Origin of the sequence: Niastella koreensis GR20-10 (genome assembly GCF_000246855.1) — a bacterium.
GTDB lineage: Bacteria > Bacteroidota > Bacteroidia > Chitinophagales > Chitinophagaceae > Niastella > Niastella koreensis.
In genome coordinates, this window is sequence record NC_016609.1 from 4,185,940 (window position 1) to 4,212,009 (window position 26,070).

Annotated in this window: 25 protein-coding genes and 1 pseudogene; 11 read left to right on the forward strand and 15 right to left on the reverse strand. The window is 40.6% G+C overall.

Annotated features, from left to right (window positions below; genetic code table 11):
• Positions 1–967: 967 nt before the first annotated feature.
• The 7 genes from NIAKO_RS16270 to NIAKO_RS16300 all read right to left on the reverse strand — a co-directional run bounded on the left by NIAKO_RS16270 (position 968) and on the right by NIAKO_RS16300 (position 5,815).
• Positions 968–1,264, reverse strand: a complete 297-nt coding sequence (locus NIAKO_RS16270) for an SDR family oxidoreductase (RefSeq protein WP_049815539.1) — start codon at positions 1,262–1,264, stop codon at positions 968–970.
• Positions 1,265–3,106, reverse strand: coding sequence for an FAD-dependent oxidoreductase (locus NIAKO_RS16275; protein WP_014219540.1), 1,842 nt, complete (start codon positions 3,104–3,106; stop codon positions 1,265–1,267).
• Between the two features lie 176 nt (positions 3,107–3,282).
• Positions 3,283–4,032, reverse strand: a complete 750-nt coding sequence (locus NIAKO_RS16280) for a DUF3667 domain-containing protein (RefSeq protein WP_014219541.1) — start codon at positions 4,030–4,032, stop codon at positions 3,283–3,285.
• Positions 4,033–4,799: 767 nt separating this feature from the next.
• Entirely contained in the window at positions 4,800–5,090 is a 291-nt protein-coding gene (locus tag NIAKO_RS38555; RefSeq protein WP_133055285.1) for a hypothetical protein, read from the reverse strand.
• A complete protein-coding gene (locus NIAKO_RS16290) occupies positions 5,087–5,302 on the reverse strand; it encodes a hypothetical protein (protein ID WP_041346862.1) in 216 nt (71 codons plus the stop codon). The genes NIAKO_RS38555 and NIAKO_RS16290 overlap by 4 nt, the downstream gene beginning before the upstream one ends.
• Positions 5,302–5,499, reverse strand: coding sequence for a hypothetical protein (locus tag NIAKO_RS16295; protein WP_041346864.1), 198 nt, complete (start codon positions 5,497–5,499; stop codon positions 5,302–5,304). The genes NIAKO_RS16290 and NIAKO_RS16295 overlap by 1 nt, the downstream gene beginning before the upstream one ends.
• Positions 5,500–5,527: 28 nt before the next feature.
• Positions 5,528–5,815 (reverse strand): transposase, encoded by a 288-nt coding sequence (locus NIAKO_RS16300; RefSeq protein ID WP_049815540.1) that lies wholly within the window; start codon positions 5,813–5,815, stop codon positions 5,528–5,530.
• A 206-nt stretch (positions 5,816–6,021) separates the two neighbouring features.
• On the opposite strand from NIAKO_RS16300, the gene NIAKO_RS16305 reads away from it, so the two are divergent.
• Both NIAKO_RS16305 and NIAKO_RS16310 read left to right on the forward strand, forming a co-directional pair.
• Entirely contained in the window at positions 6,022–6,327 is a 306-nt protein-coding gene (locus NIAKO_RS16305; protein ID WP_014219543.1) for a response regulator, read from the forward strand.
• A 121-nt stretch (positions 6,328–6,448) separates the two neighbouring features.
• Positions 6,449–6,685, forward strand: a complete 237-nt coding sequence (locus NIAKO_RS16310) for a hypothetical protein (RefSeq protein WP_014219544.1) — start codon at positions 6,449–6,451, stop codon at positions 6,683–6,685.
• Between the two features lie 245 nt (positions 6,686–6,930).
• Here NIAKO_RS16310 and NIAKO_RS16315 read toward each other — a convergent pair whose 3' ends face one another.
• From NIAKO_RS16315 to NIAKO_RS16325, 3 genes are all read right to left on the reverse strand, one after another.
• A complete protein-coding gene (locus tag NIAKO_RS16315) occupies positions 6,931–7,371 on the reverse strand; it encodes a response regulator (RefSeq protein WP_014219546.1) in 441 nt (146 codons plus the stop codon).
• 181 nt (positions 7,372–7,552) lie between these two features.
• Positions 7,553–7,885, reverse strand: coding sequence for a response regulator (locus NIAKO_RS16320; protein ID WP_317043756.1), 333 nt, complete (start codon positions 7,883–7,885; stop codon positions 7,553–7,555).
• A gap of 328 nt (positions 7,886–8,213) precedes the next feature.
• Positions 8,214–8,450 (reverse strand): hypothetical protein, encoded by a 237-nt coding sequence (locus NIAKO_RS16325; protein ID WP_014219547.1) that lies wholly within the window; start codon positions 8,448–8,450, stop codon positions 8,214–8,216.
• A 494-nt stretch (positions 8,451–8,944) separates the two neighbouring features.
• Here NIAKO_RS16325 and NIAKO_RS16330 point away from each other — a divergent pair, with 494 nt between their 5' ends.
• Entirely contained in the window at positions 8,945–9,199 is a 255-nt protein-coding gene (locus tag NIAKO_RS16330; RefSeq protein WP_041346865.1) for a hypothetical protein, read from the forward strand.
• Between the two features lie 2,233 nt (positions 9,200–11,432).
• Positions 11,433–11,885, forward strand: a pseudogene (locus NIAKO_RS16340) (DinB family protein); the annotation flags it as partial.
• A gap of 482 nt (positions 11,886–12,367) precedes the next feature.
• On the opposite strand, the gene NIAKO_RS16345 reads toward NIAKO_RS16340, so the two are convergent.
• Complete coding sequence (locus tag NIAKO_RS16345; protein WP_014219552.1) at positions 12,368–12,784, reverse strand: winged helix-turn-helix transcriptional regulator; 417 nt, start codon at positions 12,782–12,784, stop codon at positions 12,368–12,370.
• Positions 12,785–12,900: 116 nt separating this feature from the next.
• On the opposite strand from NIAKO_RS16345, the gene NIAKO_RS16350 reads away from it, so the two are divergent.
• From NIAKO_RS16350 to NIAKO_RS16375, 6 genes are all read left to right on the forward strand, one after another.
• The gene (locus tag NIAKO_RS16350) at positions 12,901–14,253 is read left to right on the forward strand and encodes a TolC family protein (protein WP_014219553.1); all 1,353 of its coding nucleotides are present in this window, start codon (positions 12,901–12,903) and stop codon (positions 14,251–14,253) included.
• Positions 14,250–15,299 carry an efflux RND transporter periplasmic adaptor subunit gene (locus NIAKO_RS16355; protein ID WP_014219554.1) on the forward strand — a complete coding sequence of 350 codons (1,050 nt, stop codon included), beginning with the start codon at positions 14,250–14,252 and terminating at the stop codon, positions 15,297–15,299. Before NIAKO_RS16350 ends, NIAKO_RS16355 begins: the two co-directional genes overlap by 4 nt.
• Before the next feature lie 4 nt (positions 15,300–15,303).
• Positions 15,304–18,384: an efflux RND transporter permease subunit gene (locus tag NIAKO_RS16360; RefSeq protein WP_014219555.1), complete on the forward strand. Its 3,081-nt coding sequence runs from the start codon at positions 15,304–15,306 to the stop codon at positions 18,382–18,384.
• A gap of 39 nt (positions 18,385–18,423) precedes the next feature.
• Positions 18,424–18,762 carry a hypothetical protein gene (locus tag NIAKO_RS16365; protein ID WP_014219556.1) on the forward strand — a complete coding sequence of 113 codons (339 nt, stop codon included), beginning with the start codon at positions 18,424–18,426 and terminating at the stop codon, positions 18,760–18,762.
• A gap of 66 nt (positions 18,763–18,828) precedes the next feature.
• On the forward strand, positions 18,829–19,110 hold the full coding sequence (locus NIAKO_RS16370; protein ID WP_133055286.1) for a hypothetical protein: 282 nt from the start codon (positions 18,829–18,831) through the stop codon (positions 19,108–19,110).
• Positions 19,111–19,128: 18 nt separating this feature from the next.
• Positions 19,129–19,674: a DUF1697 domain-containing protein gene (locus NIAKO_RS16375; protein WP_014219558.1), complete on the forward strand. Its 546-nt coding sequence runs from the start codon at positions 19,129–19,131 to the stop codon at positions 19,672–19,674.
• Positions 19,675–20,283: 609 nt separating this feature from the next.
• Here the strand turns inward: NIAKO_RS16375 and NIAKO_RS16385 are convergent.
• The 4 genes from NIAKO_RS16385 to NIAKO_RS16405 form a co-directional block, all read right to left on the reverse strand.
• Positions 20,284–21,123 carry a helix-turn-helix domain-containing protein gene (locus NIAKO_RS16385; RefSeq protein ID WP_014219559.1) on the reverse strand — a complete coding sequence of 280 codons (840 nt, stop codon included), beginning with the start codon at positions 21,121–21,123 and terminating at the stop codon, positions 20,284–20,286.
• Between the two features lie 847 nt (positions 21,124–21,970).
• Positions 21,971–22,930 (reverse strand): phosphatase PAP2 family protein, encoded by a 960-nt coding sequence (locus NIAKO_RS16395; protein WP_014219561.1) that lies wholly within the window; start codon positions 22,928–22,930, stop codon positions 21,971–21,973.
• Positions 22,931–23,262: 332 nt separating this feature from the next.
• Positions 23,263–23,661, reverse strand: coding sequence for an ATP-binding protein (locus NIAKO_RS36860; protein ID WP_014219562.1), 399 nt, complete (start codon positions 23,659–23,661; stop codon positions 23,263–23,265).
• 398 nt (positions 23,662–24,059) lie between these two features.
• Positions 24,060–25,535 (reverse strand): aminotransferase-like domain-containing protein, encoded by a 1,476-nt coding sequence (locus NIAKO_RS16405; protein WP_014219563.1) that lies wholly within the window; start codon positions 25,533–25,535, stop codon positions 24,060–24,062.
• Between the two features lie 82 nt (positions 25,536–25,617).
• On the opposite strand from NIAKO_RS16405, the gene NIAKO_RS16410 reads away from it, so the two are divergent.
• Positions 25,618–26,055, forward strand: coding sequence for a carboxymuconolactone decarboxylase family protein (locus NIAKO_RS16410; RefSeq protein WP_014219564.1), 438 nt, complete (start codon positions 25,618–25,620; stop codon positions 26,053–26,055).
• Positions 26,056–26,070 lie beyond the last annotated feature (15 nt).

A 26,070-nucleotide genomic window follows, 5' to 3' on the forward strand; every position in this document is an offset into this window, starting at 1 on the left:
TATAAGGTTCATTTATGACTAAAAGCCTTCTCCTCGATACAAAAACATTTTTCAGGATCCTGATAAACTATTTCATCTTGACTATTCTATGGTCAATCGCTTGTTTTCAATTTGACAGGTACTTTGGAGAAAACAGGTTTGGTCTAAAAGCAATAGGTTTTGTTACCCTGTTCAGTTTATCCTTTGCTTTTGGACTTGGTTTGCGCAGGTTTATCAAAATTACTTTGCTGCTTGTTATTTTTTTAGCTACATTTTTTATAGTTTCCTTCGTTATAGGTCCTTTATCTGCTAATCTAGTACAAGATTCAACTTGGCTGAGTGGACTTATAATGTCATCAGTCGCTGCCACAATTCTGGTAATGACACTGAACCACATAAAAAGAATCGAATTTATTTATCCTTGCATCCTCACAACGATACTTTTTGCCCTTCCTTCATATTTTACCCAAGTGCGAAGGCTTGAGGATAGATTATACTGGGCGTACGATATACACCCCAGTATCAGCATGTTCAACTTATGGCAAGGACTCACAATCATTTCTCTTTCGTTGGGCTGCTGTCTCTCAAGACAGCAGCCAACTGTACATGCTTAATATGGGCATATCTATTTCAGGTAATCTCCGATGGATATAAGTTTCCCCTGGGCTGGGAGTCCCCTGATGAGGCGCCTGTGATTAAAACTGTCTTTTTCATTTCTTTTTTTTAACTTTTGTCGTCATTGACAATACAAAGATGCTATCAAGGCGACTATGCTTGTTTATATCATTCTTGGTAAGATTTATACTTATCTCTGAAATTGTTTGTTTTAGGCTTTAATCACAACCGACAAAAAAGTATAACAATCGTTTTATAAATTGTCTTTTATAAATAATGGGATAAAATCCAAAATATTATCGCAGTGCCTTTATAATAGAAATAGCAAGCAAGGATTTCTCCTGGCTTGCTATCATTCCGTGACTTTGTAAGATCAGGCCAGGATACCACCATCTATTGCCATATTACTTCCCGTTTTATATCCAGACTCGGGGCCAGCCAGAAAATTGACCAATGACGCAAATTCCTCAGGTTTGCCCAGGCGTTTTAAAGGTATAGCTTTGATAAACGCTTCCCTTACAGCCGGATCGGCTGGCATCATATCCGTGTCGATGAATCCTGGTTCAATGGTATTAACCGTTATGTTCCTCGGTGCAAAATCCCATGCCAGGCCACAGCTGAAACCTTCAATAGCGGTAAAATCATTGTACTTCAGCTCCGACACAGCCATTCATGCAACGGTTGAATGTAGCCTTGTGAATCCATCATCACTCCATTCTTCGCTACCTACACCATGATGCACAAAGAACAGTCCGTCAGGATCATATTTCTTTTTTACTTCAGATAGTTTTGAATAATTAGTACCCCAAAAAGAATGCTGCCAGTCCGGTTCAAAAAAATTGCTTTCTGAAACATAAGAGCCAGTGCCGGGTGCGATATGGCGTAATGCCACCATCGCCTTATTGATATGATCTGCCGAATGGGAAGCGGCCTGTATATCCGGTTCATGACCGGAAATACCTGGGATCACGGGGCCAGTTTCATCTCCACCTGCTATGATAGCCAGAGCAAATGCTGTTAGTACGGAAGGATTAGTAGCTGTTTCTTTAGCTGCTGCTATTTCTTCTTTTGGTGCTCCCGCAAGTCCCTTATTAAAATGCAAACCAACTGTCCAGAAACGGGTAGCTGTAAATAATGCATTTACTAATTGCTTTTGTTTGCTATCCTCAAGCAGTTCAGCAGGTAGCCAGACAGAATGGTAGCCATGCCAGAACTGTCCGACCTGCTCCTGATCGCCAGACCAAAAGATATTCTCTGAAGGAGCATTTGGGCGGTCATCTTTCACTATCGCTGACGGCGCATATTTAGCGAGAATGGCGGAATCCCACATATACTTTGCAGGCAGGGATACAATATCAAGCGGTCTTTGCCAACTATATTCCTGCGGCGAACTATTTACCCAATCCTCAAACGATTTCCATATCTCCTTTGCCTCTTTACTCTCCATGCCCTGAAAGTTCATGCTAATAGCGGCATGATTATCTGCATAGAATTTAAATTGTTCTCCCCAATGTGGGTTAAACAATTGTTCATTGTAAAAGCTAATAAGCCGTTCTATCAATTTTTTATAGGCGGCATCTGAATTGGCTTTTATACTTCCTGAAACGGCGCCAAACCAGGTTGGCAATTCACGTGTTTTAAGTGTTATCTTTGTTATTACGCCTAAACTTCCGCCACCGCCACCTTTCAGTCCCCAAAACAAATCAGGGTTCTGACAGGCATTTACAACAAGAATTTTGCCTTTGGCTGTTATGATCTCCGCTTCTAATAATGCCGCAGCAGCCAAGCCATATTTTTTTGAATAGCTTCCAAAGCCTCCGCTCTGAATTAAGCCCGCTACCCCTACGGTGGCACATCCCCCGCCCTGAACATAGCGACCAGCTTTTGCAGTCACTGCTTCATATACGTGCATCCAGATAGCACCTGCACCAATGCTAACCGCTTGTTGCGGTTGCTGATTGCTTTCACAACCAACGGGCACGAACAGGTCATGCAACTCTATTTTGTTCATGGCCCTTGTCCATACGAGTAATGAATCCGGTGCATTTGAAGTACCCTGGTAACTATGGCCACCGCCTTTTACTACCAACCGCAAATTGTGTATACGGGCAAAATTTACTGCGGCGGCCACATCGTTCGCTGTCTTTGCAGCAACTGCATAGATGCTAGGTGAAGATGTCCATGCGTAGAGCCACCCGGCACTTTGGGTAAGGGCAGGTTGATCACCTATATAATAGGGGTTTCTTAATTCCCTGAAAACCTCCTTACAAGCATTGCCTTTGGCATCAATTTTACAAGTATTAAGGGGTGATTCTATTTTTATGAGATTACCATTTACTTCCAGCTTTAGTTTCTCCCATTTTTTGTAAGATGGCCAGCCAGGGTCGGTGGGTCGGACACGCTTAAAAGTTAAAGATCTTGAACATGCCTCTAAAACTGTCAACAATGATCGCTTAGAAAATGTAAATGCCGGTAAAATAAATGCTCTTTTGAGGAATTTTCTTCTTTGCATGATGATATGGTTTATAGAATGTGGCCTTCCACTGAATGGCGTAAGGATTCAAAACTCTCATTAGATTTCCCTGTCGTATACTCTCTTTTCAGTGTTATATCAAAAGTTTGTCCTGCAAGGATAGTTTGTTGCTAAAACCAAAAAGAATATTTAAATACCTATTAAAGACGGCTGATTTATTCTGCAATACTATGTAGCACGATAAAGAACAGCAGTGTGCGGTAAACGAATACGATCAACGTTAATGTGGTTAAGCTCAACGCGGCACCGCGCAAAATACTCTGCAATACGGAGCTTTGGTAAACCCTTTTCAATGCAAATACTAAATAAAGCCAGCAGGTGCAATAGGTTAGACCAATCAGAAAAGATTCTGATTCGATCACCACGCCCGCACCAGGAATTATATAGAACAGTTGGGTAAACCAGGGTACCAGAATCAGGAAGGCGATCAAAAAAGAATAATAATTCAGTGCAAAAACCAGGTATAATGCAAAGCTGCCACGCCTAAGACCATACAGCAGCCACAGAACCAACGCGAACAGTGGTACCATAATCACAAAATACTCCTTTTGCTCAAAATGCATAGCTATATTAAACCGTTCTGCCATTAAATCCTGGCCAATCTTCAATTCTGCCGCTTTGTGCATGATGAGCGGTTCAAAGTAACCCCGATAACTGTCCAGTGCATAATGAAAAAGCCCTTTAGATTTCACGATAAAAAACAAAAAGTTCAGAAAAACGAACAGCGCGAAAGGTCGGACATATTCCTTCTGACCGGGATGTAACGATCTTTCAGTGACCTTGCCTGGCTTAAAAAGCAATGCCGGTATCGTATGAAACAGTCGTAGATCAAAATGCACCAAGTCGTGCAACGCTTCGTGTGCCATGCTTTTAAGACCAGTATTATGCTCAGGTTTTAACGCCATGTCTTAAAGTTAAGAAGTTTTCCAGGAGTTTATCGAACAGCTTTGGTTGTTCTAGGTTTGCTGTTTTTGCTTTTATCCACCTCTCGTAACCTTCCTAAGTCAATGGGTCTTCAAGATGCCTTTTTACTATTGAGTTATTTACTGATAAAAATGTTTTATTACTCTCCACTCAAATGAAAATATACTCTTGACATAACCGGCGCCGCCATGACTGTTAAACACCATTCGTTTCTATCTAATTTGCACTTAATTAAAGATGAGAATAATAGTTAGTATAACGGTTGTGAAGATAGCTGATTCTTGCAAACCTAAACCTAATAAAGAAATCGAACCCCTGGAATCTGCCTTACTATTGGGTCCTATGCATTAATAGCCAGAAAAAAATCGTTCTCTAAAAAAAACTCGAACCCCGATTTTATATCTCAAACGGTGAGATAAATTATAGATAATCAGGAGCTTGATTAAACGAAATAAGCGAATGATCAGATCTGATCATTCGCTCACGTGGATGAACAGAGTGCAATCGAACCCCTTACCGATTTTCTTAATCTTTAAACCTGATAAAACCAGATAATCCCGACGAGATTGGACGTTTATCTATTTGCTGACAAATAGCTATTTTATCTTTTCAATGTCTTTACTTTTAAGGTTATAACTAATAGCAACATAATCTCTGTAAATAGTCTTTTTTTGCTGCAGGTCATATATAGTTATAAATTTATCAGTAGAGCTTTGCACGTACTCAAATAAAAGTCTACCCTTTTTACTTATCTGAAAAAGATCGAATAACTCTTCCTCTGTACAAATCCTATACTTATAGTGATAGCCATTAAAGATAGCTTCATCTTTTTCCTTTGCAACAACAGCGAGCCCCATATTACCGTAGAAAAGATCCGGTTCCTGCCCACCTGGGTGGTACGGACATTGATCCCGGGTATCGTAAATGTTTTATTGGCCACCTTAATGGCTACGTTCAGCAGATTAAAAGCATCAGTTGTGTTGATGGTGCCCCCTACTCCGCCTGTACGGAGTCGATAGGGTTTGCCATAAGCAGTCACAAAATTTTAAACCGGTGATAAAATGGTGCATACAGTACAGATGTGCTCGTTCCGCAGTCGAAGCGGAACGGCAGGCGCTGACCTTCCATTTCATATTCCACGACGGGCATAGCGCCGTCCAGTGCGAGGTTGCCAATACAGGTGCTGCCAGGTTTCAATGGTATTTCCAACCGGCCATCGCCATAAAAAGTCAATTGCCGGAGCTGCGCCATCACCGGTTCGCCAATAATACCCTGCTGGCGATAGCCGATCTGTTTAAAAAAAGCATATCGTCGGGCAACAGCAGGAAAACAACATGCCGCAATAACACGGAGCCCAGCCAGAGGCTATCTGCAACTGCCAGGGAAGATTGCACCGTTTGCCCCGTAGTGCCGGCACCGAGATCAAGGCTGACCGGGCAAATACGCATATAGTATTGGGCTGGTGCAGTTACTGGTTCATACAGGTACGGATACCTGCGACCTCGTGTTTGATACCGGGGCCAACATTTCGGTAATTACAGAAAGCAGCGCTAATACCTTTAAAAGCATGCGCGGGTGATAGCTGCTTGTGCCGCCTCCCTGGTACATATTAATTAAGTCGCTGATATCCATTGATTCCACAACTTCGTTCACCACACGAACCAAATGTTTTTCTCCTATCAGTTCCTCCAATGAGGGAGGCAGTAATAAACTTTGTTGCTGGGAATATTGCTTAAATATTACAGATGTCTTTACTTTGGCCATGTAATTTTAGTGTGGTAATTAAAAATACACTTCAGCCCTTTTTCTTCCAAAAGAAAAGGGCTGACCTTTTTTTTTCAACCCCTGTTCTAAAGAGCTTATGATTAAGGAATATGAATTGCATATCTTAAATTTCGTACTTATAGGCAATTAAGAATACATTAAAGAAGAAATAGCCTTTAAATTTATAGAGATATTCTCATACAATTATGAAGGAGGGGATCAAACATATATGCCTGACTGAAGACGACCCTGATGACTATTATTTCTTTTCGGAAGTCCTCGATGAGTTAAATGGCGATGTAAAGCTTACCTGGTTTCAAACGTGTGAAGATCTACTAGAATATTTAAAAGCAGGTGATAACTTACCATGCCTGATAGTATTGGACTTGAATATGCCCAAAATGGATGGTCAAACCTGTTTGGTATCGATAAAAGAAGAGTTGGCGCTTCATCATATCCCTGTTATTATTCTTTCAACAGCCGGTTATCCTACCACTATAGATCAGGCTTAGCTTATACCCTAAGGTCTTACACTTACTTACGCATAATCATTTTTAGTTTTATTATTGGCGTCATTTTTGTACATTAGAGTAAATCATAATTTAAGTTACTGTTTACCTAATCTGATATCCTATGTGGAAAACCCTTGCGACAACTCAAAGAGTTAATAGCGGAGATAAAATAAGATATCTCCATCCTGCTGTAAGAAAGGCAGAAACTTTATTTCAGGTAGTAAGAACTGATGAGCATTACTTTGAACTACTTCCGGTTTTAGATAATGTTGATCTGCCTCAAAGCACTTTTGCAAAAAAGTTTGTCAGGTACTTCGATATTGGGTATAATATTCAAATTGAAGTTTGGGTTGATTGAATATAAAATTTGCATTTTATTCAAAACCACTTTAGCATTATTAGGTTCCCTTGGTTATATGTAGCAGTCGATGCCATGTCTATGGCATTGATAACCTGATTACGTCGCCTTTCGCTTTTAAGGGCAAAAAAGAAAGGTGAAATTTATATAGTTGATGAGTACCTTCTTAATCCGCCTATCTAACTTATACACAACCTCATAAAGACATGCAGGCAGCTTAAATAAAAAACAAACCATGCTGGCCATTACTTGTTTTTAACAGGAGAAAAGTAGCCTAAAATTCTTTTTACACTCATTGTAAATTCTTCAAAAGATGCTGGCTTACTTACAATCTCAATATTTTTATCCTCCCAGTATTTTAATTCGTTCTCATCGCGGGAGGTCGTAAATATCACTATGGGAATCGACGAAAACACCTCGTCCTTACTAATACCTTTGTAAGTATCATATCCATCCATTACAGGCATATTGAGATCAAGTATAATCAGGCAAGGCAAATCACCAAATAACCTGGCTTGGTTTAAAAAATCAATTGCCTTTTTGCCATCCTGGGCCTCTCTCAAAACAATAGACGGATCGATATTATCGATCACCTTTCTTACAAGATAACGGTCATCCTGATCGTCATCTATATGGAGAATTATTTTCGGATATTTAGTATGTTCATCAGATTTAACTTCAACCATAACTACAACTCAACATCTTGTGAAATAATTTTCAAAGAAGTTGGAATTGATCCAACCCCTTGACTGATAACTTCCTAATTTAAACAACGGAAATATTAATACAAACTTTATTCCATTTGTATTAAAATATTTTTCAGTAAAATAAAGTGTGCTTTTTAGTAGTAATGTTGAAGAAAGAAATCTATTTGATATTCAGTATTTCCTGTATTATTCTTCGGTAATCGTCTATTGAAAATGGTTTGACAAAATATTTAATTGCTCCCCCCTCATAAGCAGTTTTAATTGCAATTGGGCAATTTCCGGTAGAAAGTATGACGACTGGAATATGGTGCCAATATGCCTCCTTTTTTATGGTCTTTAAACAAGTTTGGCCATCTATTCTGGGCATATTCATGTCTAAAACGATGATGTCAGGAAATCCATTACTCGTTTTCAAATACTTTAATAAATCTTCACATGATATAAACCAGGTCAGTTTAGAATCACTAACCTCATCCAGTAGCCTTGAAAACAGATAATGATCATCCGGTGTCTTCGGCTAACCAAATATGTTTTTTAACAAAAGGCATATTGCATGCATTCTGCAAAACATATTCCGATTAATTAGGACCATGAAGAATTAAAATTTCACTGGTATAGGTTTTGCAATAAGCATATTCGGTTTTTCATAGGATATTGATTTAAACAGGCTTTATTTCAATATAGCTCCATTTTTTTTGTAAAGGACACCTGATATTTATCCAATCCTGGCATTTAACTGTGGTAAAGCAGTCATAAAAAAACGGAAAGTCACTTTCCTTTCCGCCTAATTATAATAAAGCGTTTTTAAGCAGGGAATGGTTTCATAACGTGGAAGGAGCAGTATCAGATGGAGAATCCAACGGCGTTTCACCCTTAATTTCAGAGATGGAGGCGCCTTTGCGGTAATTAATTTCTGCAATTATATTATTTACCTTTATTCGGTAATAGGCAGTCTCTGTTGAATCCCCTTGTGCAAATGCCTTCGTATATTTTTCCGTTTCCTCAGCCAGCAAATCGAGTAAACATTGCATATCTAAATGCTGGTAGTAGCTTTCCATAAAATAATATGTCGCAAATTGTACACCATTTATTAATGGAATTTTAATTAATCTATTTATTTGAATATTAATCCTTTAATTAATGGTAGAAATTATATGAATTAACTACTCAATTTTATGGCGTGGAAAAAATTCCACGGATTCTTTAGATTTCCGGTACTGAATGGCGCATAGTATTCCATAAGAGGTTAAAACCTCATATTAATTCGCGGCAGTTACTTTTTCATCATTTAACAATTACCACAAATTCCCCTTTTCATTCAGTCGATACTGTAATTATCCATAGATAGTAAATGCATAAATGTCAAGCCCTTTTTTTACTCTTTCCATTTTTACCGGGTGCTCCGCTATTTTGTGAAGTAAAGTATCAAGGAACCCCTATTCTAATTTGAATCTGCCTTTTGTTATTTGCATCTGCTTATATGAAACGTTCCTCATCGTATAAAAACAGTAATTGCAAACTGCAGCTATCGGAGGCACTACAACTGATAGCAATGCTTGAGCAAACGGTGATGAGCTTGCAGCAAGCCAACCAGGATTTGATTCAGGCGCATATTGAAAAGGATATGATCATTGCTGAACGTGACCAAACTGTTATCACCTTACTGGCTAAACAAAATCTCGACAAACAAACGATCTCAGCACAGGAGGAGAAAAATCAGCAGAATGCTCTACTTATCGATAATCTCAATTATGCATTACTAACGCACAACTACTCATTAGAAGAAGACGGACGAGTAATACTCTAGTAACAACAGCAATAGTATTCAACATTCGAGCGAAAAAAGTCCTCAAATCCAAATGATCTATAAATCATTTGGTTAATTCAAATGGTTCCGGCCGGCATCACTATCGAGCCCCAACACAAAATTTGTTTGCCCGTATGGTATATGCGAAGCTTTTGATTTATAAATTTCTTAAATGTTAAATAATTTCATTTATCAATCAGAGGCATTTTTTTTGACTATTTGTGTTGTTCCTTCTAAGGTTTATGTCCAATCCATTTTTAGTGACGTAATGATTATAGGACTTTCCCTGAATCCTCTTATTTCAGGTTGACTTTCATTCATATTGCTTCGATAACGCAGATTTACCTAAGACGTAGAGAAAGTAATCAAATAGGTTATCTTGAATAGACGCTCACAGGATTAGTATCTTTTTAAAATATTTATCAGACTGCCCAAAGTGTAATTAAATATTCTCTTGTAATTATTGCGTTAGCGTAATATCATCGTCAATACTGATTGTTCATCTGTCACAACAATTTTCCAACTTTACAACATTATTCCAGGGTAATAGATAAAGAACAGGTCATTCAGATGATTTGTTCCTTATCTAACGTGGATGACAAAATGTAAAATCATTCCATGTATCTGAAAAACATTATTATTTATATAGCCTTAATAATTCAAATCATTTGCTTCAAGTCGAATCAAAATAATGAAATAAAAAACAAGGAAAAATGCCTGTTTTTATTATAATACGTCATAGAAAGTAATCATATTCGGTATAATGACTCTATTCGAAATTTTCAATCAGTTTGTTCCCAGACGCTTACCAGCTACATTGATACATTATCGTCTATAAACTACTTTGATATATTATAAAGAGGCTTCCTTAATAAAAAATCAATATCATCATATTTTATTTCATTTTTTTGTTTTAAAAATCATCTTAATATCAGTAGACTCTTGTAAAAAATTAATAACGTTGGATAAAATTATCATCAATGACGGAAACCAAGCACTGTGGCGAACCTACCTTTCACCTAATGTTGTTAGGATTAATGGCATTCTTTCTTGTGTCATGTCATCGGAATGAAACAAAGCCGTATTCCCAATGGACGGAAGTGCAGAAGCGAAACTATTTTGTCGACAGTTTTGCATATGTTACGGGATCGGGAAAGTATTTCGAATTGGTGGGACAAGACAGTGGGAAATTGTTTGGTTCGTTTATAAGGCATCAGTATCCCGACTTGCATACCACATATTATATGGACCCGCTGCCCTATGCATTGGAAGAGGAGTATATTGATACGACGCGACTCGATTCTAGCAGAGAATGGATAAGGTTTATAGTCTACTCTTTCTTTGATCTGCCTTACAGCTTGGTTCTGGAAAGAAGAGCTGGCCGGACTTACCTCACAACCAAGTTGACCGATGGTCGGGGGCTATACCACACCGGGCAATTAATTCTTACCTCCAAGCAAGTGGTGCCGGATTCCTTGACGGAATCGGTCTTCAGAACGATCGATTCGCTAAATTTCTGGCGTCTCCAAGGAGACACCTCATGTCATGGTGGAACTGATGGTTCGGAATGGAGTATAGAAGCCGTTCTACACGCCAAGTACAATAGAGTGGAACGATGGGCGCCTGAAGGATGTGGTGACTCAGTCACCAGGAGACTTGCTGAACTGGGCAATCAACTTGCTGCTGCGTGCGATCTTCCGACATTAATCAGGGCATGTGATAAACGACGACCGGGACTTACAATAAAAAGAAGATAGTTAAGCAAAAAACTAGGCGAGTGCCGAGGGCTTCCGCGATCCCGTTGGTCAATTCTCGAACAAATTTTATGAGCATCTAAAGGTGTTTTATGATGTGAAAGCGCTGATAGTAAAAGACTTACAACCTATTTTCGGTGTATAGGATATTTTGAATACAGCAGGTAGCCGTCAGCGATGTTTACTAAATTTATGTGCGGCTGCCTTCAAATCAATATTTTAGGATATTGGGTAAATTTGTCAATTTCGTAACTATGAGAATAATTACAAGCAAGGCGTCTGATTCACCGGGCATAGAAAATCGAGCGCAATTGTTGCCGTTAGAAAATAGCTCAATTCAGGCAGCATCACAGCAGGTATAATGTTGTAACTTCCCGGATCGTATAGCCCCCGGCGTTTCTACTACCAAACTATCAGAATAAAAATTACCTCTCATGTCGTCTACCATACCGGAATTAATAGGTTAGCAGTTCGGCGCAGCCCTGGATATGCTCGAAAACGCCATCAATGCCTGCCCCGACGACCAGTGGGACGATGCTTCGAGATTCTTGTATATCGCCTATCATACGGCTTTCTGGACGGATTATTATCTTTCCGATACGCCTATGGAAAAAGACTACCGGCCACCCACCCCCTTTACTCTGTCGGAATTTGAAGACGATCAAATGCCGGAACGGGAACATGGTAAATCGGAGGTTCTGGCCTTCCTCCATCACGCTCGCCAGCGCTTGCAGTGTCAACTGCAGAACAATAACCCGGAAGAACTTCTGGAAACGCACTTCGTGAGTGAATACAGGAGTTTCAGCTTCTTCGAACTTCTACTGTACAATATGCGTCATGTCCAGCATCACGCGGCCCAACTAAATCTGTTGCTTCGCCAAGGCGGCACCACCCCGCCCGATTGGGTCTCGCGCGAAAAGGAAAACTGCTGAACTTTTTGAAAGATCTGGTTTAATGAGATGGATCAAAAGTTCAAGGACCTCCGCAACGAATGGGAAATCGCAGGTATATTTTTTATTAGTCCTTGGCATAAATAAACTCGCAGTTCTTATCCCGGATCAGTATCTTCTGTTGCGGTAACAGCCGTAAATTTTGATGAGAACACAAATGCTTAAATAATCCCCGGGGTGGGGTTTTAGATCAAACAAAAATGTCCTGCCGAAGTCGGCGGGGGCATTGGTTTGGTCTTGCGATCCCCTTTGGTCAATTCTTGAACAGATTTTGCGAGTACCTAAAGGTGCCTGAAAAAGCTGATGGTCAAAGACCTGTATTCTATTTCTGGTGTATAGGACATTATTTTTTATGGATGTTTTACTGGCTTTAGTAATGAGTTGCACCTTTTTGTTATGTCCGGTATGATATGTATCGGATTTACATTTTGTTGCAGAGAGAGGCAAGCGAATCTTTATTTCAATTAATTCTTCAGATGTTCCTTTCTTAATTGCTGCATAACCGTTTCCAATACTTCCGGGCCGCCTTCGACGATCATTTTGGCGTGCCGGTTAACCTCAGGATCGAATGGCATATACTTGAAACTCCAAATGACTGCCTGGATGATGATGGGCAAAAGATCAATCCCCTTTTGAGTCAGGCGATAAATGATCTTCTGTTTATGTTCCGGGTCGCTATCCTTCGAGATCACCCCTTCCCGTTCAAGCATATTGAGCCTGTCGGTTAGAATGTTAGACGAGATTTTTTCATCCGATTGAAGTAATTCGCGGAAATGCCTCTTGCCCCCGAACATCATATCCCTAATGATAATCAAGCTCCACTTATCTCCAAACACTTCGACTGCCAGGTTTATGGCGCAACGAGACCTGTATTTCTCCATAATAATTTTATTTCACAACCAGTTGCATTTTGCAATTAGTTGTATATATTTGCAACCAGTTGCATTTTGAAACCACTACAAAGATAGTGTCTGGTCAATAAAAAAGAAAATAAAGCATGAAAAAAAGACTGTTTGGTATACTCTTAAGTATTCTCACCATCCCCGCTTTCTCCCAGGACTATTTATCCCGGTATATTGATTCCGGCCTGATCAATAATCAGGTACTAAAAGAAAAGAATATTTCACTGGAGCAGAGTTTGCTGATGCTTAAGAATGCGAAGAGTTTTTTTCAGCCGGCGCTGGCATTCAACACGGATTATTTGTCTGCGCAGGGAGGGCGGTCAATTGAACTCCCATTAGGTGATCTTTTAAATAATGTATACTCTACCCTTAACCAGTTGACGTCGTCCCAGAAATTCCCGCAGGCAAAAAATGTGAACCAGCAATTTCTACCCACTAATTTTTATGATGCGCGCTTTCGCATTTCCTACCCTTTATTCAACATTGATCTCTATTATAATAAGAAGATCAGCGGTAAGATCTTGGTGATGGCGGAATATGAAGTGAACATCTACCGTCAGCAACTGACGAAGGAAATTAAGCAGGCCTATTTTAGTTACTGTTCTTCGCTTGATGCTGTACGTATTTACCAAAGCGCCCTTCAACTGGTTGATCAAAATCTAAAAGTGAGCCGGTCATTGGAGAAAAACGGTAAAGGTTTGCCGGCCAACGTTTTGCGGGCAGAGAGCGAGCAGCAAAATGTATCCGCAAAAATAATCGAAGCGGAAAATGTTCGTGTAACTGCAAGGAATTACCTGAATTTCCTGATTAACCGGCCATTGACCGACTCCGTCATATTCGAACCCCATGGTATTCCTGATTCTGTAGTCAAGGTTCTCGCAACTGAACCGAATACGACCGACCGAAGTGAATTAATTCAGATCAATACGGAAATCGAACTCTCGGCTACGGTCATCAAACAAAATCAGAGCTTTTATATTCCCAGGGTGAATACCTTTCTGGATTTGGGTTCTCAAGCCTCCAATTTCGAATTTGGAACACAAAGCCGCTATTATCTATTTGGGACGCAGCTCAGCATCCCCATATTCAGCGGGGGACGAAACAGGAACAATATCAAACTGGCGCAGTTGGAACAATCTTCACTCTTTCAGCAAAAAGACCAGTTGAGCAAGCAATTGCAGGTTGCCGCTTTATCTGCCAGGAATAATTTGGTGACGGCCATCGCCGAAGTCCAGGCAACTGAGTTGCAACTAAACGCCGCCAGGGCTTATTTCAATTTGATCGACAAGGGTTACAATGAAGGATCGAACTCCCTGATTGAGTTCATCGATGCCAGGGACCAGCTAACAGATGCATCATTAAAATTAAACATTGCACGATATAACGCCCTGGCCCAGTTGGCTGAGTATGAAAGACAAACCGAAACATCAAAAGTAAAAGTAAAATGAAAATCAAAAAAATTACCACTGCCTTAGCCTTATCCGCAGCCCTGGTGTCTTGTGGACAGAAGGAAAAAAAAGTTGTCACTTCCACGGATGATAATCTCACTACGGTGAAAGTGGTTAAAGTAAGCACGGAAGAGATAAGGGATTCCATAAAAGTCGACGGACTGCTTGCTACGGAAAATGAAGCTAAGTTGTCGTTTAAAACAAGCGGCGTAATTGATCGGATTTACGTAAAGGAAGGGGAGTTCGTAAAAAAAGGACAGTTATTAGCTGCCCTTAAAATGACCGAGATCAGTTCCCAACTGGAACAGGCAAAGCTATCAGTTGAGAAAACTCAGCGGGATTATGAACGCGCAAGCAATTTATACAAAGACAGCGTAGTTACACTTGAGCAAATGCAAAACGCTAAGACCGCGTTTGAGGTCGCTAAAAGAACTTTAGATGCGATTGCCTTTGATCTGCAATATGCCTGTATCAATGCAGAGGCCAACGGATTTGTTACGGCTAAATTAGGCAATGAGGGCGAGGTCACTGGCCCCGGCATCCCGGTGCTTACGGTTGATGAGGCTTCGGGGAGCAACGATTTTTTGTTGAGGGTTGGAGTTACCGATGAGCAATGGGCGACGATCAACACCGGTCAAAAAGCGTCTGTTCAGCTTGACGCTTTTGCAAATAAGACTTTTACCGGGTACGTGTATCGTAAATCTATATCCGCCGACAAATCGGGTGGGTCATTTCTGGTCGATATTAAAGTAAATTTTAATAGTCAAACCCCCGCGGTGGGTATGTTCGGGAAAGCGGTCATCGCACCCAGCAAGCCAATAAAGGAGTATACGATTCCATATGAGGCCCTGATACAGGTAAATGGAGAACATGCGCAGGTTTATCTGGCGGAAGACGATCATTCTTTAAAGAAAATCGATATCCTGATCGGAACATTCAACGAAAAAAATGTGATTGTCAGGTCGGGAATTAAGGAAGGAGATGCAGTAATCGTATCAAACGAAGCATTCCTTAATGAAAAATCTAAAATAGCCATAGCAAAATAGCCATATGAAGATCACAGCATATTCAGTTAAAAACTATCAATTTACCCTGGTGATGTCACTTATGGCTGCGGTCATCGGGCTGGTGACCATTTTAACTATGCCTCGTGCTGAGGACGCAGAAATTCGGCCGCCGGCATATTTTATCAATGTCGTTTATCCCGGGACCAACTCCAAAAGCATGGAGGAATTGGTTGTGAAACCAATTGAAAAAAAGTTATACGACCTCGATGACGTAGATAAACTGACATCAACCGTACAAGATGGTCTTTCCGTTACTAATATTCTTTTTAAGTACAGTACTGACTGGGAGATCAAATACCAGGATGTGGTCAGGGAAATAAACAGTCTTCGTGGCGATCTGCCGCCGGACCTTTATAAGATCGAAATAAAAAAGATGGACCCCACGGAGGTAAACATTCTCCAACTAGGACTGGCCTCTGAAAATGCCTCTTACAAAGTTCTACGAGACCAGGCCGATAAACTAAAAAAAGAACTTGAGAAAATACCTGAACTTAAGAATGTAGCGTATTCGGGTTTCCCTGAACAGATCGTAAGGATAGACCTTAATCTTTCAAAAATGGCTAAGCTGAACATTCCGCTGAATACCGTCGTGGGCACGCTTCAGGGCGAAGCCGTTAACACACCCGGCGGCAGCATCAATATCAATACGAAGTCATACGATATTAAAACAAATGGCAAATACAAAAGTGTCGATGATATTGCCGGAACCGTTGTTTACAATGCGAACGGAAAAATCGTGTTGCTAAAGGATATTGCGGATGTTCGTTTTAACTATGAAGATGAAAAGTACATTACGAGGGTAAACGGGCATAGATGCGTGCTGGTTTCGGCCTGCCTGAAAAGCGGTTCGAATATAGCGGTCGCCCAGAAAAAATACCTGCCGGTGATCGCCGCTTACACGGAAAAGTTGCCCGCCAGCGTTAGATTAATTAAAGTATTTGATCAGGCTGACAATGTTGCTTACCGGCTAAACGGGCTGGGTAAAGATTTCCTGATCGCAATAGTACTCGTACTCATTACCCTTTTGCCCCTTGGAATAAGGCCGGCATTGATCGTCATGGTGGCTATTCCACTGTCACTGTCATTGGGATTGGTCGGGTTAAGCTATTTGAATATCTCTCTTAACCAATTTAGTATAGTCGGGCTTATCGTAGCACTGAGCCTGCTCGTTGATGACAGCATCGTTGTGGTTGAAAATATCGAACGGTGGCTGCATGAGGGCCATAGCGCAAAAGAAACCGCAGTGCTGGCCACCAAACAGATCGGCATGGCTGTTTTGGGTTGTACGGCAACGCTGATCATTGCATTTCTGCCGCTCGTGTTCCTGCCGGGAGGCCCAGGGGAATTCACCAGGGGATTACCCCTGGCAATCATTATGTCTGTCATCGCATCGCTACTCGTATCGCTAACCCTGGTGCCTTTTTTAGCGAGCAGGTTCTTAAAGTCAAAACTGAATAAAGAGAATATTTTTATGCGGGGTTTAAAAAATGTGATCCATAAAACCTATGCCCCGCTTTTGGATAAAGCGCTTAAGTGGCCTAAAGTTACCCTTTTAATAGCCCTTTTACTATTTGTAAGTTCATTCGGCCTTTTCAGGCAAATTGGATTTATATTATTCCCCGACTCGGAAAAGCCGATGTTCATTATTGACATCAAGCCATCTGTTCAAAGCAATATTTATGAAACGAACCGGATCACGAAGATGGTGGAAGATAGCCTGGTACATAAACCATACATCAAATACCTGACGAGCAATGTTGGGAAAGGTAACCCCCGGATATACTATAATATCTATCAGCAGCAGGAGAAGGCCGATTTCGCCGAGATATTTGTTCTGTTAAAGGATGATACAAAAGCTACAGAAAAAAACAAGATCATTGAAGACGTACGGAAGCAATTCCGAAATTTTCCGTGGGCTAAGGTAGAGGTAAGTAATTTTGTACAGGGGCCACCAATAGAAGCACCGATTTCCGTTCGGGTATTTGGAGACAATATAGACTCGCTCGGGAAACTCACCCAACAGGTCGAACAAATATTGCTGCACAGTAATGGGATTGTTAATGTCAACAATGATCTGGGTTCGTTGAAGTCGGATATTAAGGTACAGATCAACAGGGAAAAAGCCCGGGCCCTTGGCATACAGACTGCTGACATTGACCGAACTGTTCGCCTTGGTGTTGCCGGACTGAATGTTGGCTCATTCACTGACGAAAACAATGACGACTATAACATTATCGTGGAAGCGCCGAAGGATAAGTTCGCGACGTTAAATGTTTTCCACGATATCTATGTTTCCGGATCTTCGGGTTTGCCCGTTCCTTTAAACCAGGTCGCTCAACTTACCTTTGAAAGCTCACCTACGCTGATCAACAGGTTCAACAAGAACCGTTTCGCCAAGGTTACCGCGGCCACAAGCCTGGGTGTGCTGGCAAACGATATCCTGCCGACAATTGTCCCCAAACTAAATGCCATCAAAATGCCTCCCGGGTATTATTACAAACTTGCGGGACAAGCCGAAAGTGAAGATGACACATTGAACAGAGGATTTATTACTGTAGTGATTGCTACGTTATTCTTGTTCGTTGTAGCGTTGATTCTTCAATTTAAGACTTTTAAAGGCCTGCTTATCGTACTGTCGGTGATCCCATTGGGGGTAGTGGGTGGCGCGCTCATTTTGTTCCTTACCGGCTACCCGATGTCATATGTAACGATTATCGGTTTCATTGGCCTTGCCGGTGTCGAGGTTAAGAATTCGATCCTTTTGGTCGATTTCACCAATCAACTTCGCCGACAGGGCATACCATTAGTAGCGGCCATTGAAAAGGCCGGTGAAATAAGGTTTCTTCCGGTAGTTCTGACCTCAATCACTGCTATCTGCGGAATGCTCCCTATAGCGTTGAGTTCAAACCCGCTCATTTCACCCCTGGCTCTTGTTCTGATCGGCGGCTTAATAAGCTCAACTATTTTGTCACGCGTAGTTACGCCGGTAGTGTATAAGCTATTACCGCCAAAGATTGAACTGGACACCAGCGAAAATAAAAACACCGGCATATATGAAAATTAGCCGCAAATATATTGCAACAACAAAAATTAAAATCAACAAATGGAAAAAGTAATCGTTAGATACAAGTTAAAGCCCGGCAAGGCCGCGGAAAACGAACAATTGATAAAAGCGGTGTATCAGCAACTCCACCGGGAAGGTATGGAAGGGCTCAGTTACGCCACTTATAAGTTGGACGATGGGCTGACGTTCATGCACATTGCCAATTACTCAGGGGAAGGAAAGGCGCCCCTACCCGACATAGAGGCTTTCAAGGCTTTTCAAGCGGGAATGCAAGATCGCTGCGACGAATTGCCGGTAGTATACCATGTTACCGAAATCGGTTCGTACAATTTGAGGTATGACTATAGTGGCTCGTCGGTTGAATCAGACAATAATTGAAGATGAGCCTTTTAAAATTATAAAACCTTAATATTATGATCTTAAAAAACAAGAATGCGGTTGTTTATGATAGTACCAAAAGGCTTTGGTGGATCAATTCATTTTAATCTTTGGGCTAATTCTAAAATTGAATTTCACATATCGATTGAATACATTCAAAGCTTTGCAGATAAAAACGGAGTTAGGCAAAAACCAACAGCAGTTGTAACATTTAATGCAAGTGAGGAAAATAAAACCGAAATGACAGTTACTGAATACGCTAACTTCGGACAAATAAAGCACTTTGCAAAACTAGGCCTGGAACAATCTTTGAACAAAGTTATGTCAATAATTACAACAAATAAATAACAACGAACCGTATATTAAATGACAACATACATTTCAATATTAAGAGGAATAAATGTGAGCGGGCACAGAATGATAAAAATGGAAGCTTTAAAAAAAATCTGTACTGACCTAAATTTTACTAATGTTCAGACTTACATACAAAGCGGAAACATTATTTTCCAATCAAAAATGACAGACTCTAAAAAAATAAGCGAAACCATAACAAAAAACATTGCAAAAGTTTTTGACTTTGACGTGCCAGTTATTACTTTGACACAAACAGAATTGGAAACTGTAATAAACTCAAACCCCTTTTTAAATGACAAGTCAAAAAACCCTGCATTTCTTCATGTAACTTTTCTTTCGGACAAACCAGTAAAACAAAATATAGAACAACTAAGGCATGTTGACCTAAAAAATGACAATTTTGAAATAGTTGACAAAGCAATTTATCTTTACTGTCCAGACAGTTATAGCAAATCTAAACTAACAAACAGCCTTTTAGAAACTAAATTAAAAGTAACAGCAACAACAAGGAATTGGAAAACAACAAACGAACTTTTTAAAATGACGACAAAATTATGACGCTGTTCAATGTGAGAATAATCCAATTTTGAAAATGTTGAAAGAAATAACAGAAGCGATTTGCCGTCATTAAATCTCCGATTCGCCGATGATGGCAGTCGTTTCACCACGGCAAGCAATACAGAAATTTGGCAGCGTATTCAAATCAGGATTCAAACCCACAAAATCATAACTATAAACTAATCAGGAAGCGGCTGGGGTTCACGCTTTTATTTATCCGAACCAGAAATCCCGCTACCAGCGCGGGTTGTAAGAAATAGAGATAAACTTGTGACCCGGGCGGAATCACAACTTTTTTCCTTCTATTCTGAATATCAATGGCACTTTCATTAAGCGTGTTTCGAATATCAATCAGGTGCATATCTTCCGCTGTGGTCATTGACACAATAAAGAAATTCATAGATACCCTGAACCTTGCCGTCTACCTCTGTGCACCCATACCGAAAAGTCATCAAATAGTTACTCAGTCATATCGGTTGGATGGGGGCTTTCAATAAAACACAGCTACAATAATACCAGGACACTCAGTTGGTGGTTCGCATTTTACCTGTCCTACGGCTGAGTTCATCGAATCAATTAATTCCCGTTTTTCGTAAGTTTATTGTTCGGTCATTTTTTGTCATGACTATACACATATGTCTCAAAATGTAATGGCGACTTATCGCACATCACCAGGTTGTCCGGCATATTATCTTTCAAAAATTTTGATGGGCTAATGCCAAACATTTTTACCATCATTTTATGAAAATGGCTACCATCAGTAAAACCAGCATCAATTGCCGCTTCATAAATAGAATAACCTGCCATAATTTGATTCGTTGCAAACCATATTTTGTTCCAAAGCATATACCGGTATAAAGAAACCCCTGTTACCTGTTTAAATAAAGAACGAAGCCTGCTTTCAGACAGGCAAACTTTATCTGCTACCGATTTACTGGTAATATCTTCGGGATGCGTGGTTGAGATGGCTTGTTCTGCCAATAATATTCGCTGGTCTGTTCGAACATTCTCAATTTCAAATGACAAGCATGCTAATACCTTATTAATAACACATTCCAGTATCGATGGTTCTGGCATTAACAATGCCTGCTGTAGCTCTTTTGAGTTTACAAAATGGAAAACATTCAAATCCAAAGAATGAACTTCATTATTGACCAGGTATTTAGATTTGATAGACTGCGCGATTTTTGTATCAACGTCCAGGTAAATTATTAATTGAACGCTCCCATTAGTATCCAGCTGATGTAAAATATTTTCTTTTATAATCAAGCTTTTACATGTTGCCCAGCTGCTATTTTTTGTTTTAAACCGAAAATCCTTTTGTGTATCCAGTATTAATTGGATCGTGTTGTGGCTATGAAGCGATGTGAAGTGTGATGAATAAAAAAATGCAGCCATACCTTTCCACATATAAAAAGTGGATGTAAATGGACTTTGTCTGTGCTTCATCTTTTTATCCGATTAAAAATCAGTCATTATTTACAACTTTCAAAAAATGCCGTGATATAGCTTTATCCAAAATTAGGAAAAAAAAGGAAGCCTGGGTATTTGATTTTTTAACCATATTTTATTACACCGATCAACAACAAAACCATGAAAATACTTACCGTAGTGCATATGCTTATAGTTACAACTCCGCTGTTCATTTCTGTCCCAGGTAAAACGTTGTCTCATCATCCTAATAACGGGGAAATATACAGGTCGTTACGCATCCGGTTAAATCACAGTCATACAAAGTTGATACGCCTGCCAGCAAAATTAACTGGCTGGCAAAAAAAGTTACAGGGGCGCATAATGGGAACATAGCGATCAGGGTTTGCAGAATTGCCACAGGGAAAAGTAACAACAAATGTAAAGTACTGTGCCAATTCAGTCCCGCTTCAAATATTTTGCTACAATGGGCTTATTTTGATAACACTACACGCCGATATAAATGGCCAATTTATCATAAATTATGGCCAACCGGTTTTTTTTGCGTAGAAGGCTTGCCAAAATCAGGTTCACGCTGTGTGAAATTAACTATTGGTTCCGCAGATTTCCAGATCGCCTCTGTAAGATTTCAGTCGACGACGGGTGTTTGATCGGTGAAAAGTGCCTTAATTGAATCCTGGTGCTTGCTTTGTGCATATACTTGAAAATTAGAATGTATAACAAATAATATCGAAATAGTTTTGATTACATTCTTCATAATAGTGCATACCGTTCTCCCTGCACGTATTTAGCCAAGTATAACTATTAAGGTGCATCATGAATATTTATTTGTATTAGTTGCCTGATTTTCTATCCGATCCAATCTCTAGATACCACCTTTATCAGTTAAATTTTCTTTGCCCTTCAATGCCCATTCTTCTTTTACCTTTTCAAAGTCTTTAAGAAATTTCTTGTTTTGAAAAAGCTTGTTCACAAATTGTCTCGCCAGTATTCTTGAACCTTCGACATCACTGGGGAAATGAACTTCAATTGTCTCGCGTGATTGCGACATATCATAAGCATCCTTAACAAAGACATCCGTAAACTGCGGCGCCAATTCCTGAAAAATATAGGCTTGAATATAAGAATCGGTTGCGGTGCCGGTAGGATAAGCCGGAGCACCTGCTTGCTCTAGATTCTTTAACCTTGGCTCCAGCATGTAAGGCCGGATTCGGGCATACTTATACTTTAATGCCCAAATAAAATAGTTTGCGTCGCGCCAAACGTTGGCCATCAGATCGGCCGTTAAAGGAAGCGTTTGTGGGTTAAACCAGGTGCCGATGGAGCGGCCAATATAGAAGAGGTTTTTTCTATTCTGTTCATATGTCGAATCTCCCGGGTGAATATTAAGATCATAAAAGATTCCGGACATATAGTGGCACCTCCTTATATCTTCTTCAGTCCGATTTTTTTCAACTTCAACCAGGTAGTTCAATTCTGCACGGGTTTGAGCTGAACTATTGGCGGGCGGGTCCGGAAGTTTGAAATCATCGGCGGAAACATCCGATAAATAAATTGGCTTGATGCTAAGTCTTTTATCTATGGCTGCCTGGACAGTAATGAATTTCTTTTTATCAACTTCCTCATTGGGAGATTTTGGTGCCGGGCTAAAAGACTCCAATTGGCTATAGTAACCACGCACAGGCGTTAATGGACGGTTGTAATTATCTTCAGATTTTTTTTGAGTTGATTTTTGCCCATAGGCAAAATTAAGGCAGAGCATCATTACTAAAAGAAATACACTTGGCTTTATAGTACCTTTTGCTATCAATTGATTGACTTTCATTTTCACTTGTTTTAATTTTGACCAAATCTAAACTGGTCTAAAAATTAAAAGTTGTAAAAAATGACTGATTTTGATTTCAAATCAAACAGAGGGCCACTCTTTGCAAACAGAATATAGGTTCCTGGTTTTGAATAACCGTCAACAGATGAAGAATGCCCATGAGCCTAGTAAAACAATATGCTTACAGCATTTTGAATAACAGTCAGCAATTGTATCTTTAAACGGTTTTAGCGGCCTGACAATTGACAGGCTGGAATCTTGACTGCGCAAAGTAATCCTTTGAAAATATTTATCATGAACACTACCTTACTCACGCTCTTTAGACAGTGCGTTTACACCGGTTTACTTTTAACCTGCTTATCCTGTAATACCAGTAACCCTAATGCAATGGTTGCTCCTTTTTTATACCTGTTTTCCAGAATGTCCATTATCGTAAGACGGATATCAGGATCCAGCTTCTGAAGCCCAAAATCATCAAAAACGATTACGTGGATTTTTTCCAGGTGTCTTAACTTTTGGGCAATGGCACCATCCAGTTTGGCAGCATTGAGCTCCCTTATAAATTTATTCATCACAACAAAAGCAGGCTTGAGAGCTACTCCCATTCTATAAATTGAACAAAGAAACTGATACAGATCAGTAAACTTTCCGAAGGATGCGAACAGTTCCATTGCTTTATAAGTTGACGTAAAGCCAACTTTCATCACGACTGAAACAAAAGCCACAATCATGGGCAGCTTTTTTTTATTTTCACCCTTCCTATTCTATTGTCCGAATGATGAGAACAGTTTCATCGCATTCACATTTATCTGTAAAACACTGAGGCCGCTCATTGGATAGCTTCTGCCAATACGTTTACTTTGTAACCTTCTTCGAGGCTTCACTTTTCATTTCGTCTGTAATTCACAGAACAACCGCTTACATCCCGTGGCTAACATTATTATTAAATCTTAAAATTTAGATTATGAGAAACATGTTACTTTGTAGAAAGCTTTTATTTATTGCCTGTTTGCTTGCTGCATCAGCCATTTCTTTTGCGCAGGTTACCCAGAAATGGGTAAAAAGGGAATCCGGTGTTATAAAATAAAGGAGCCGGAAAATGCGGGAGACCAGCCATAATGCCATTAAATTATAGGCTATCAACAACGTCCCTCAGGATCCGCACCGCCTGTACCTGCTCCTTATTATTTAAAGAAGCAAATCCTAATCGTACAGCATTGAACGTTTGTTTGCCTACATCATACGTGGTTCCATCTTTCATGATCAGGCCGCGCTCCAATGCTTTATGGGAAACAGCTTTCAGATCGTAATAAGGGAAATGCGTGTACACTGACATGCCGCCATCGGGTACATTAAAGGAAACCTGACCACCCAGTTCCCGATGCAACACCTCACAAAAATGGTCCCTTCGTTCTTTATACAGTTTTACCGACTTCTTAATGTGCCGGCTAATGGTACCATCTTTGTATAAAGATGCAATGGCGTTTTCCATTAAGCTGTCGCCCTGCGTATCAATAATCTTGCGGAAATACGTAGCCACCTGTATAAACTCTTTGGGGGCTACTATAAAACCCAATCGGACGGCCGGGGCAAAGGTTTTGGTAAGCGTACCTATATATACCACATTGCCTTTGCTGTCGTGACTGGCCATGGGCATAACAGGTTTACTGCTGTAATGAAAATCATAATCGTAATCGTCTTCAATGATCGCAAACTTGTATCTGGCGGCCAGCTGCAGCAGGTGCATTCTTCGGCCGGGTGACAGCGTAACCGTGGTAGGATTGTGGTGATGCGGGATTACATACACAAGCCTGATCTTTTTCTTCATACATAATTTTTCAATAGCATCGGTATCTATACCAGCCTCATCAACGGGCACATAATTTAGGATGGCGCCCAGTTGCTGAAAAGTCATGTTGGCGCTTTTGTAATTGGGAATGGCAACGATCACTTCATCAGTGGGGTTCATGATCACCGAAGCCGCAATGAAAATGCCCATTTGCGCACCTTTTGTGATGAGGATATTATCGGCCGTTATAGACAGCCCTCGGGTATCGCATAAGAAATCGGCCAGCGTTTGCCGCAGGAATAAAGTGCCCTGCGCACCACCATACATTAAATATTTCCTGTTGGCGGCCAGGCCTGCTAAACTCCGCAAACAGCGCGTGAGCTCATCAATGGGCGCTTCCCGTACATCAGGAAAGCCATCATTGAACGAAAGTTTACCCGAAGGTGGAAAATCAGAGGAAGGAATGGGAATGATCTTTTTCTTCTCATAGGTAAACCCCGGCACATCGGGTATAGCGGTTGATATGGGGGCTGCCGCCAGGGTACGGGGCGACAAAACCGGTAGCATGGCTTTTACAAAAGTTCCTTTCCGCGGCAGCATTTCAATCCAGCCCTGAGCCTCCAGTTCCTGGTAAGCCGCTACAGCTGTCATCCGGTTGATGCCCAGCAACTCCGCCAGTTCCCGGGAGCCGGGCAGCTGCAAGCCTTTGCGCAACCTTCCATGTCGAATATGGGTAATAAATAAATTCGTGATCTGCAGGTAAACAGCCACGTCAGATTGTCTATTGATTACGATCAGTTCTTTCAAGAATGTCATCTGGATGAGGTTATTTGTTCAATCTGGATGATTTGAGTAATCCAGCGAAGGTATAGCTTTGAATTATCAAAAAACACAAACTATGAAAGAAAGAATGAACATAGATGCGGCTGAACCCGGCATTTACAAGGCCATGAACGCAGCCGAAAAAGAAATGGCCGGTTTCACCATTGAAAAAAAACTGGCCGAACTGATTAAACTACGCACCTCCCAGATCAATGGTTGCGGGTATTGTGTAAACTATCATGCCGGTGATGCGCGTAAGGCGGGCGAAACGGAACAACGGGTATACGCTATCAGCGCCTGGTGGGAAACGCCTTTCTATACCGAAGCAGAACGGGCTGCACTGAAACTGGCAGAAGAAGTAACCAATATAAAGGAAGCCGGCCTGCGTGAAGAAACCTTTCAAAATGCCCGGAAATATTTCAGCGAACAGGAAATAGCGCAACTCATCTTTATTACCACGGTTACCAACAGCTGGAACCGGATTGCCATAAGCATGCATATGGTAGCAGCATAACAATAACCCGTAGCC

Excerpts from the sequence above, each read along its gene's own strand:
- NIAKO_RS16270 (WP_049815539.1), bottom strand. The coding sequence starts at position 1,264 with ATGGCTGTGTCGGAGCTGAAGTACAATGATTTTACCGCTATTGAAGGT.
- NIAKO_RS16275 (WP_014219540.1), bottom strand. The coding sequence starts at position 3,106 with ATGCAAAGAAGAAAATTCCTCAAAAGAGCATTTATTTTACCGGCATTT.
- NIAKO_RS16280 (WP_014219541.1), bottom strand. The coding sequence starts at position 4,032 with ATGGCGTTAAAACCTGAGCATAATACTGGTCTTAAAAGCATGGCACAC.
- NIAKO_RS16290 (WP_041346862.1), bottom strand. The coding sequence starts at position 5,302 with ATGGCGCAGCTCCGGCAATTGACTTTTTATGGCGATGGCCGGTTGGAA.
- NIAKO_RS16295 (WP_041346864.1), bottom strand. The coding sequence starts at position 5,499 with ATGCGTATTTGCCCGGTCAGCCTTGATCTCGGTGCCGGCACTACGGGG.
- NIAKO_RS16300 (WP_049815540.1), bottom strand. The coding sequence starts at position 5,815 with ATGGCCAAAGTAAAGACATCTGTAATATTTAAGCAATATTCCCAGCAA.
- NIAKO_RS16305 (WP_014219543.1), top strand. The coding sequence starts at position 6,022 with ATGAAGGAGGGGATCAAACATATATGCCTGACTGAAGACGACCCTGAT.
- NIAKO_RS16310 (WP_014219544.1), top strand. The coding sequence starts at position 6,449 with ATGTGGAAAACCCTTGCGACAACTCAAAGAGTTAATAGCGGAGATAAA.
- NIAKO_RS16315 (WP_014219546.1), bottom strand. The coding sequence starts at position 7,371 with ATGGTTGAAGTTAAATCTGATGAACATACTAAATATCCGAAAATAATT.
- NIAKO_RS16325 (WP_014219547.1), bottom strand. The coding sequence starts at position 8,450 with ATGGAAAGCTACTACCAGCATTTAGATATGCAATGTTTACTCGATTTG.
- NIAKO_RS16330 (WP_041346865.1), top strand. The coding sequence starts at position 8,945 with ATGCTTGAGCAAACGGTGATGAGCTTGCAGCAAGCCAACCAGGATTTG.
- NIAKO_RS16345 (WP_014219552.1), bottom strand. The coding sequence starts at position 12,784 with ATGGAGAAATACAGGTCTCGTTGCGCCATAAACCTGGCAGTCGAAGTG.
- NIAKO_RS16350 (WP_014219553.1), top strand. The coding sequence starts at position 12,901 with ATGAAAAAAAGACTGTTTGGTATACTCTTAAGTATTCTCACCATCCCC.
- NIAKO_RS16355 (WP_014219554.1), top strand. The coding sequence starts at position 14,250 with ATGAAAATCAAAAAAATTACCACTGCCTTAGCCTTATCCGCAGCCCTG.
- NIAKO_RS16360 (WP_014219555.1), top strand. The coding sequence starts at position 15,304 with ATGAAGATCACAGCATATTCAGTTAAAAACTATCAATTTACCCTGGTG.
- NIAKO_RS16365 (WP_014219556.1), top strand. The coding sequence starts at position 18,424 with ATGGAAAAAGTAATCGTTAGATACAAGTTAAAGCCCGGCAAGGCCGCG.
- NIAKO_RS16370 (WP_133055286.1), top strand. The coding sequence starts at position 18,829 with ATGATAGTACCAAAAGGCTTTGGTGGATCAATTCATTTTAATCTTTGG.
- NIAKO_RS16375 (WP_014219558.1), top strand. The coding sequence starts at position 19,129 with ATGACAACATACATTTCAATATTAAGAGGAATAAATGTGAGCGGGCAC.
- NIAKO_RS16385 (WP_014219559.1), bottom strand. The coding sequence starts at position 21,123 with ATGAAGCACAGACAAAGTCCATTTACATCCACTTTTTATATGTGGAAA.
- NIAKO_RS16395 (WP_014219561.1), bottom strand. The coding sequence starts at position 22,930 with ATGAAAGTCAATCAATTGATAGCAAAAGGTACTATAAAGCCAAGTGTA.
- NIAKO_RS36860 (WP_014219562.1), bottom strand. The coding sequence starts at position 23,661 with ATGATTGTGGCTTTTGTTTCAGTCGTGATGAAAGTTGGCTTTACGTCA.
- NIAKO_RS16405 (WP_014219563.1), bottom strand. The coding sequence starts at position 25,535 with ATGACATTCTTGAAAGAACTGATCGTAATCAATAGACAATCTGACGTG.
- NIAKO_RS16410 (WP_014219564.1), top strand. The coding sequence starts at position 25,618 with ATGAAAGAAAGAATGAACATAGATGCGGCTGAACCCGGCATTTACAAG.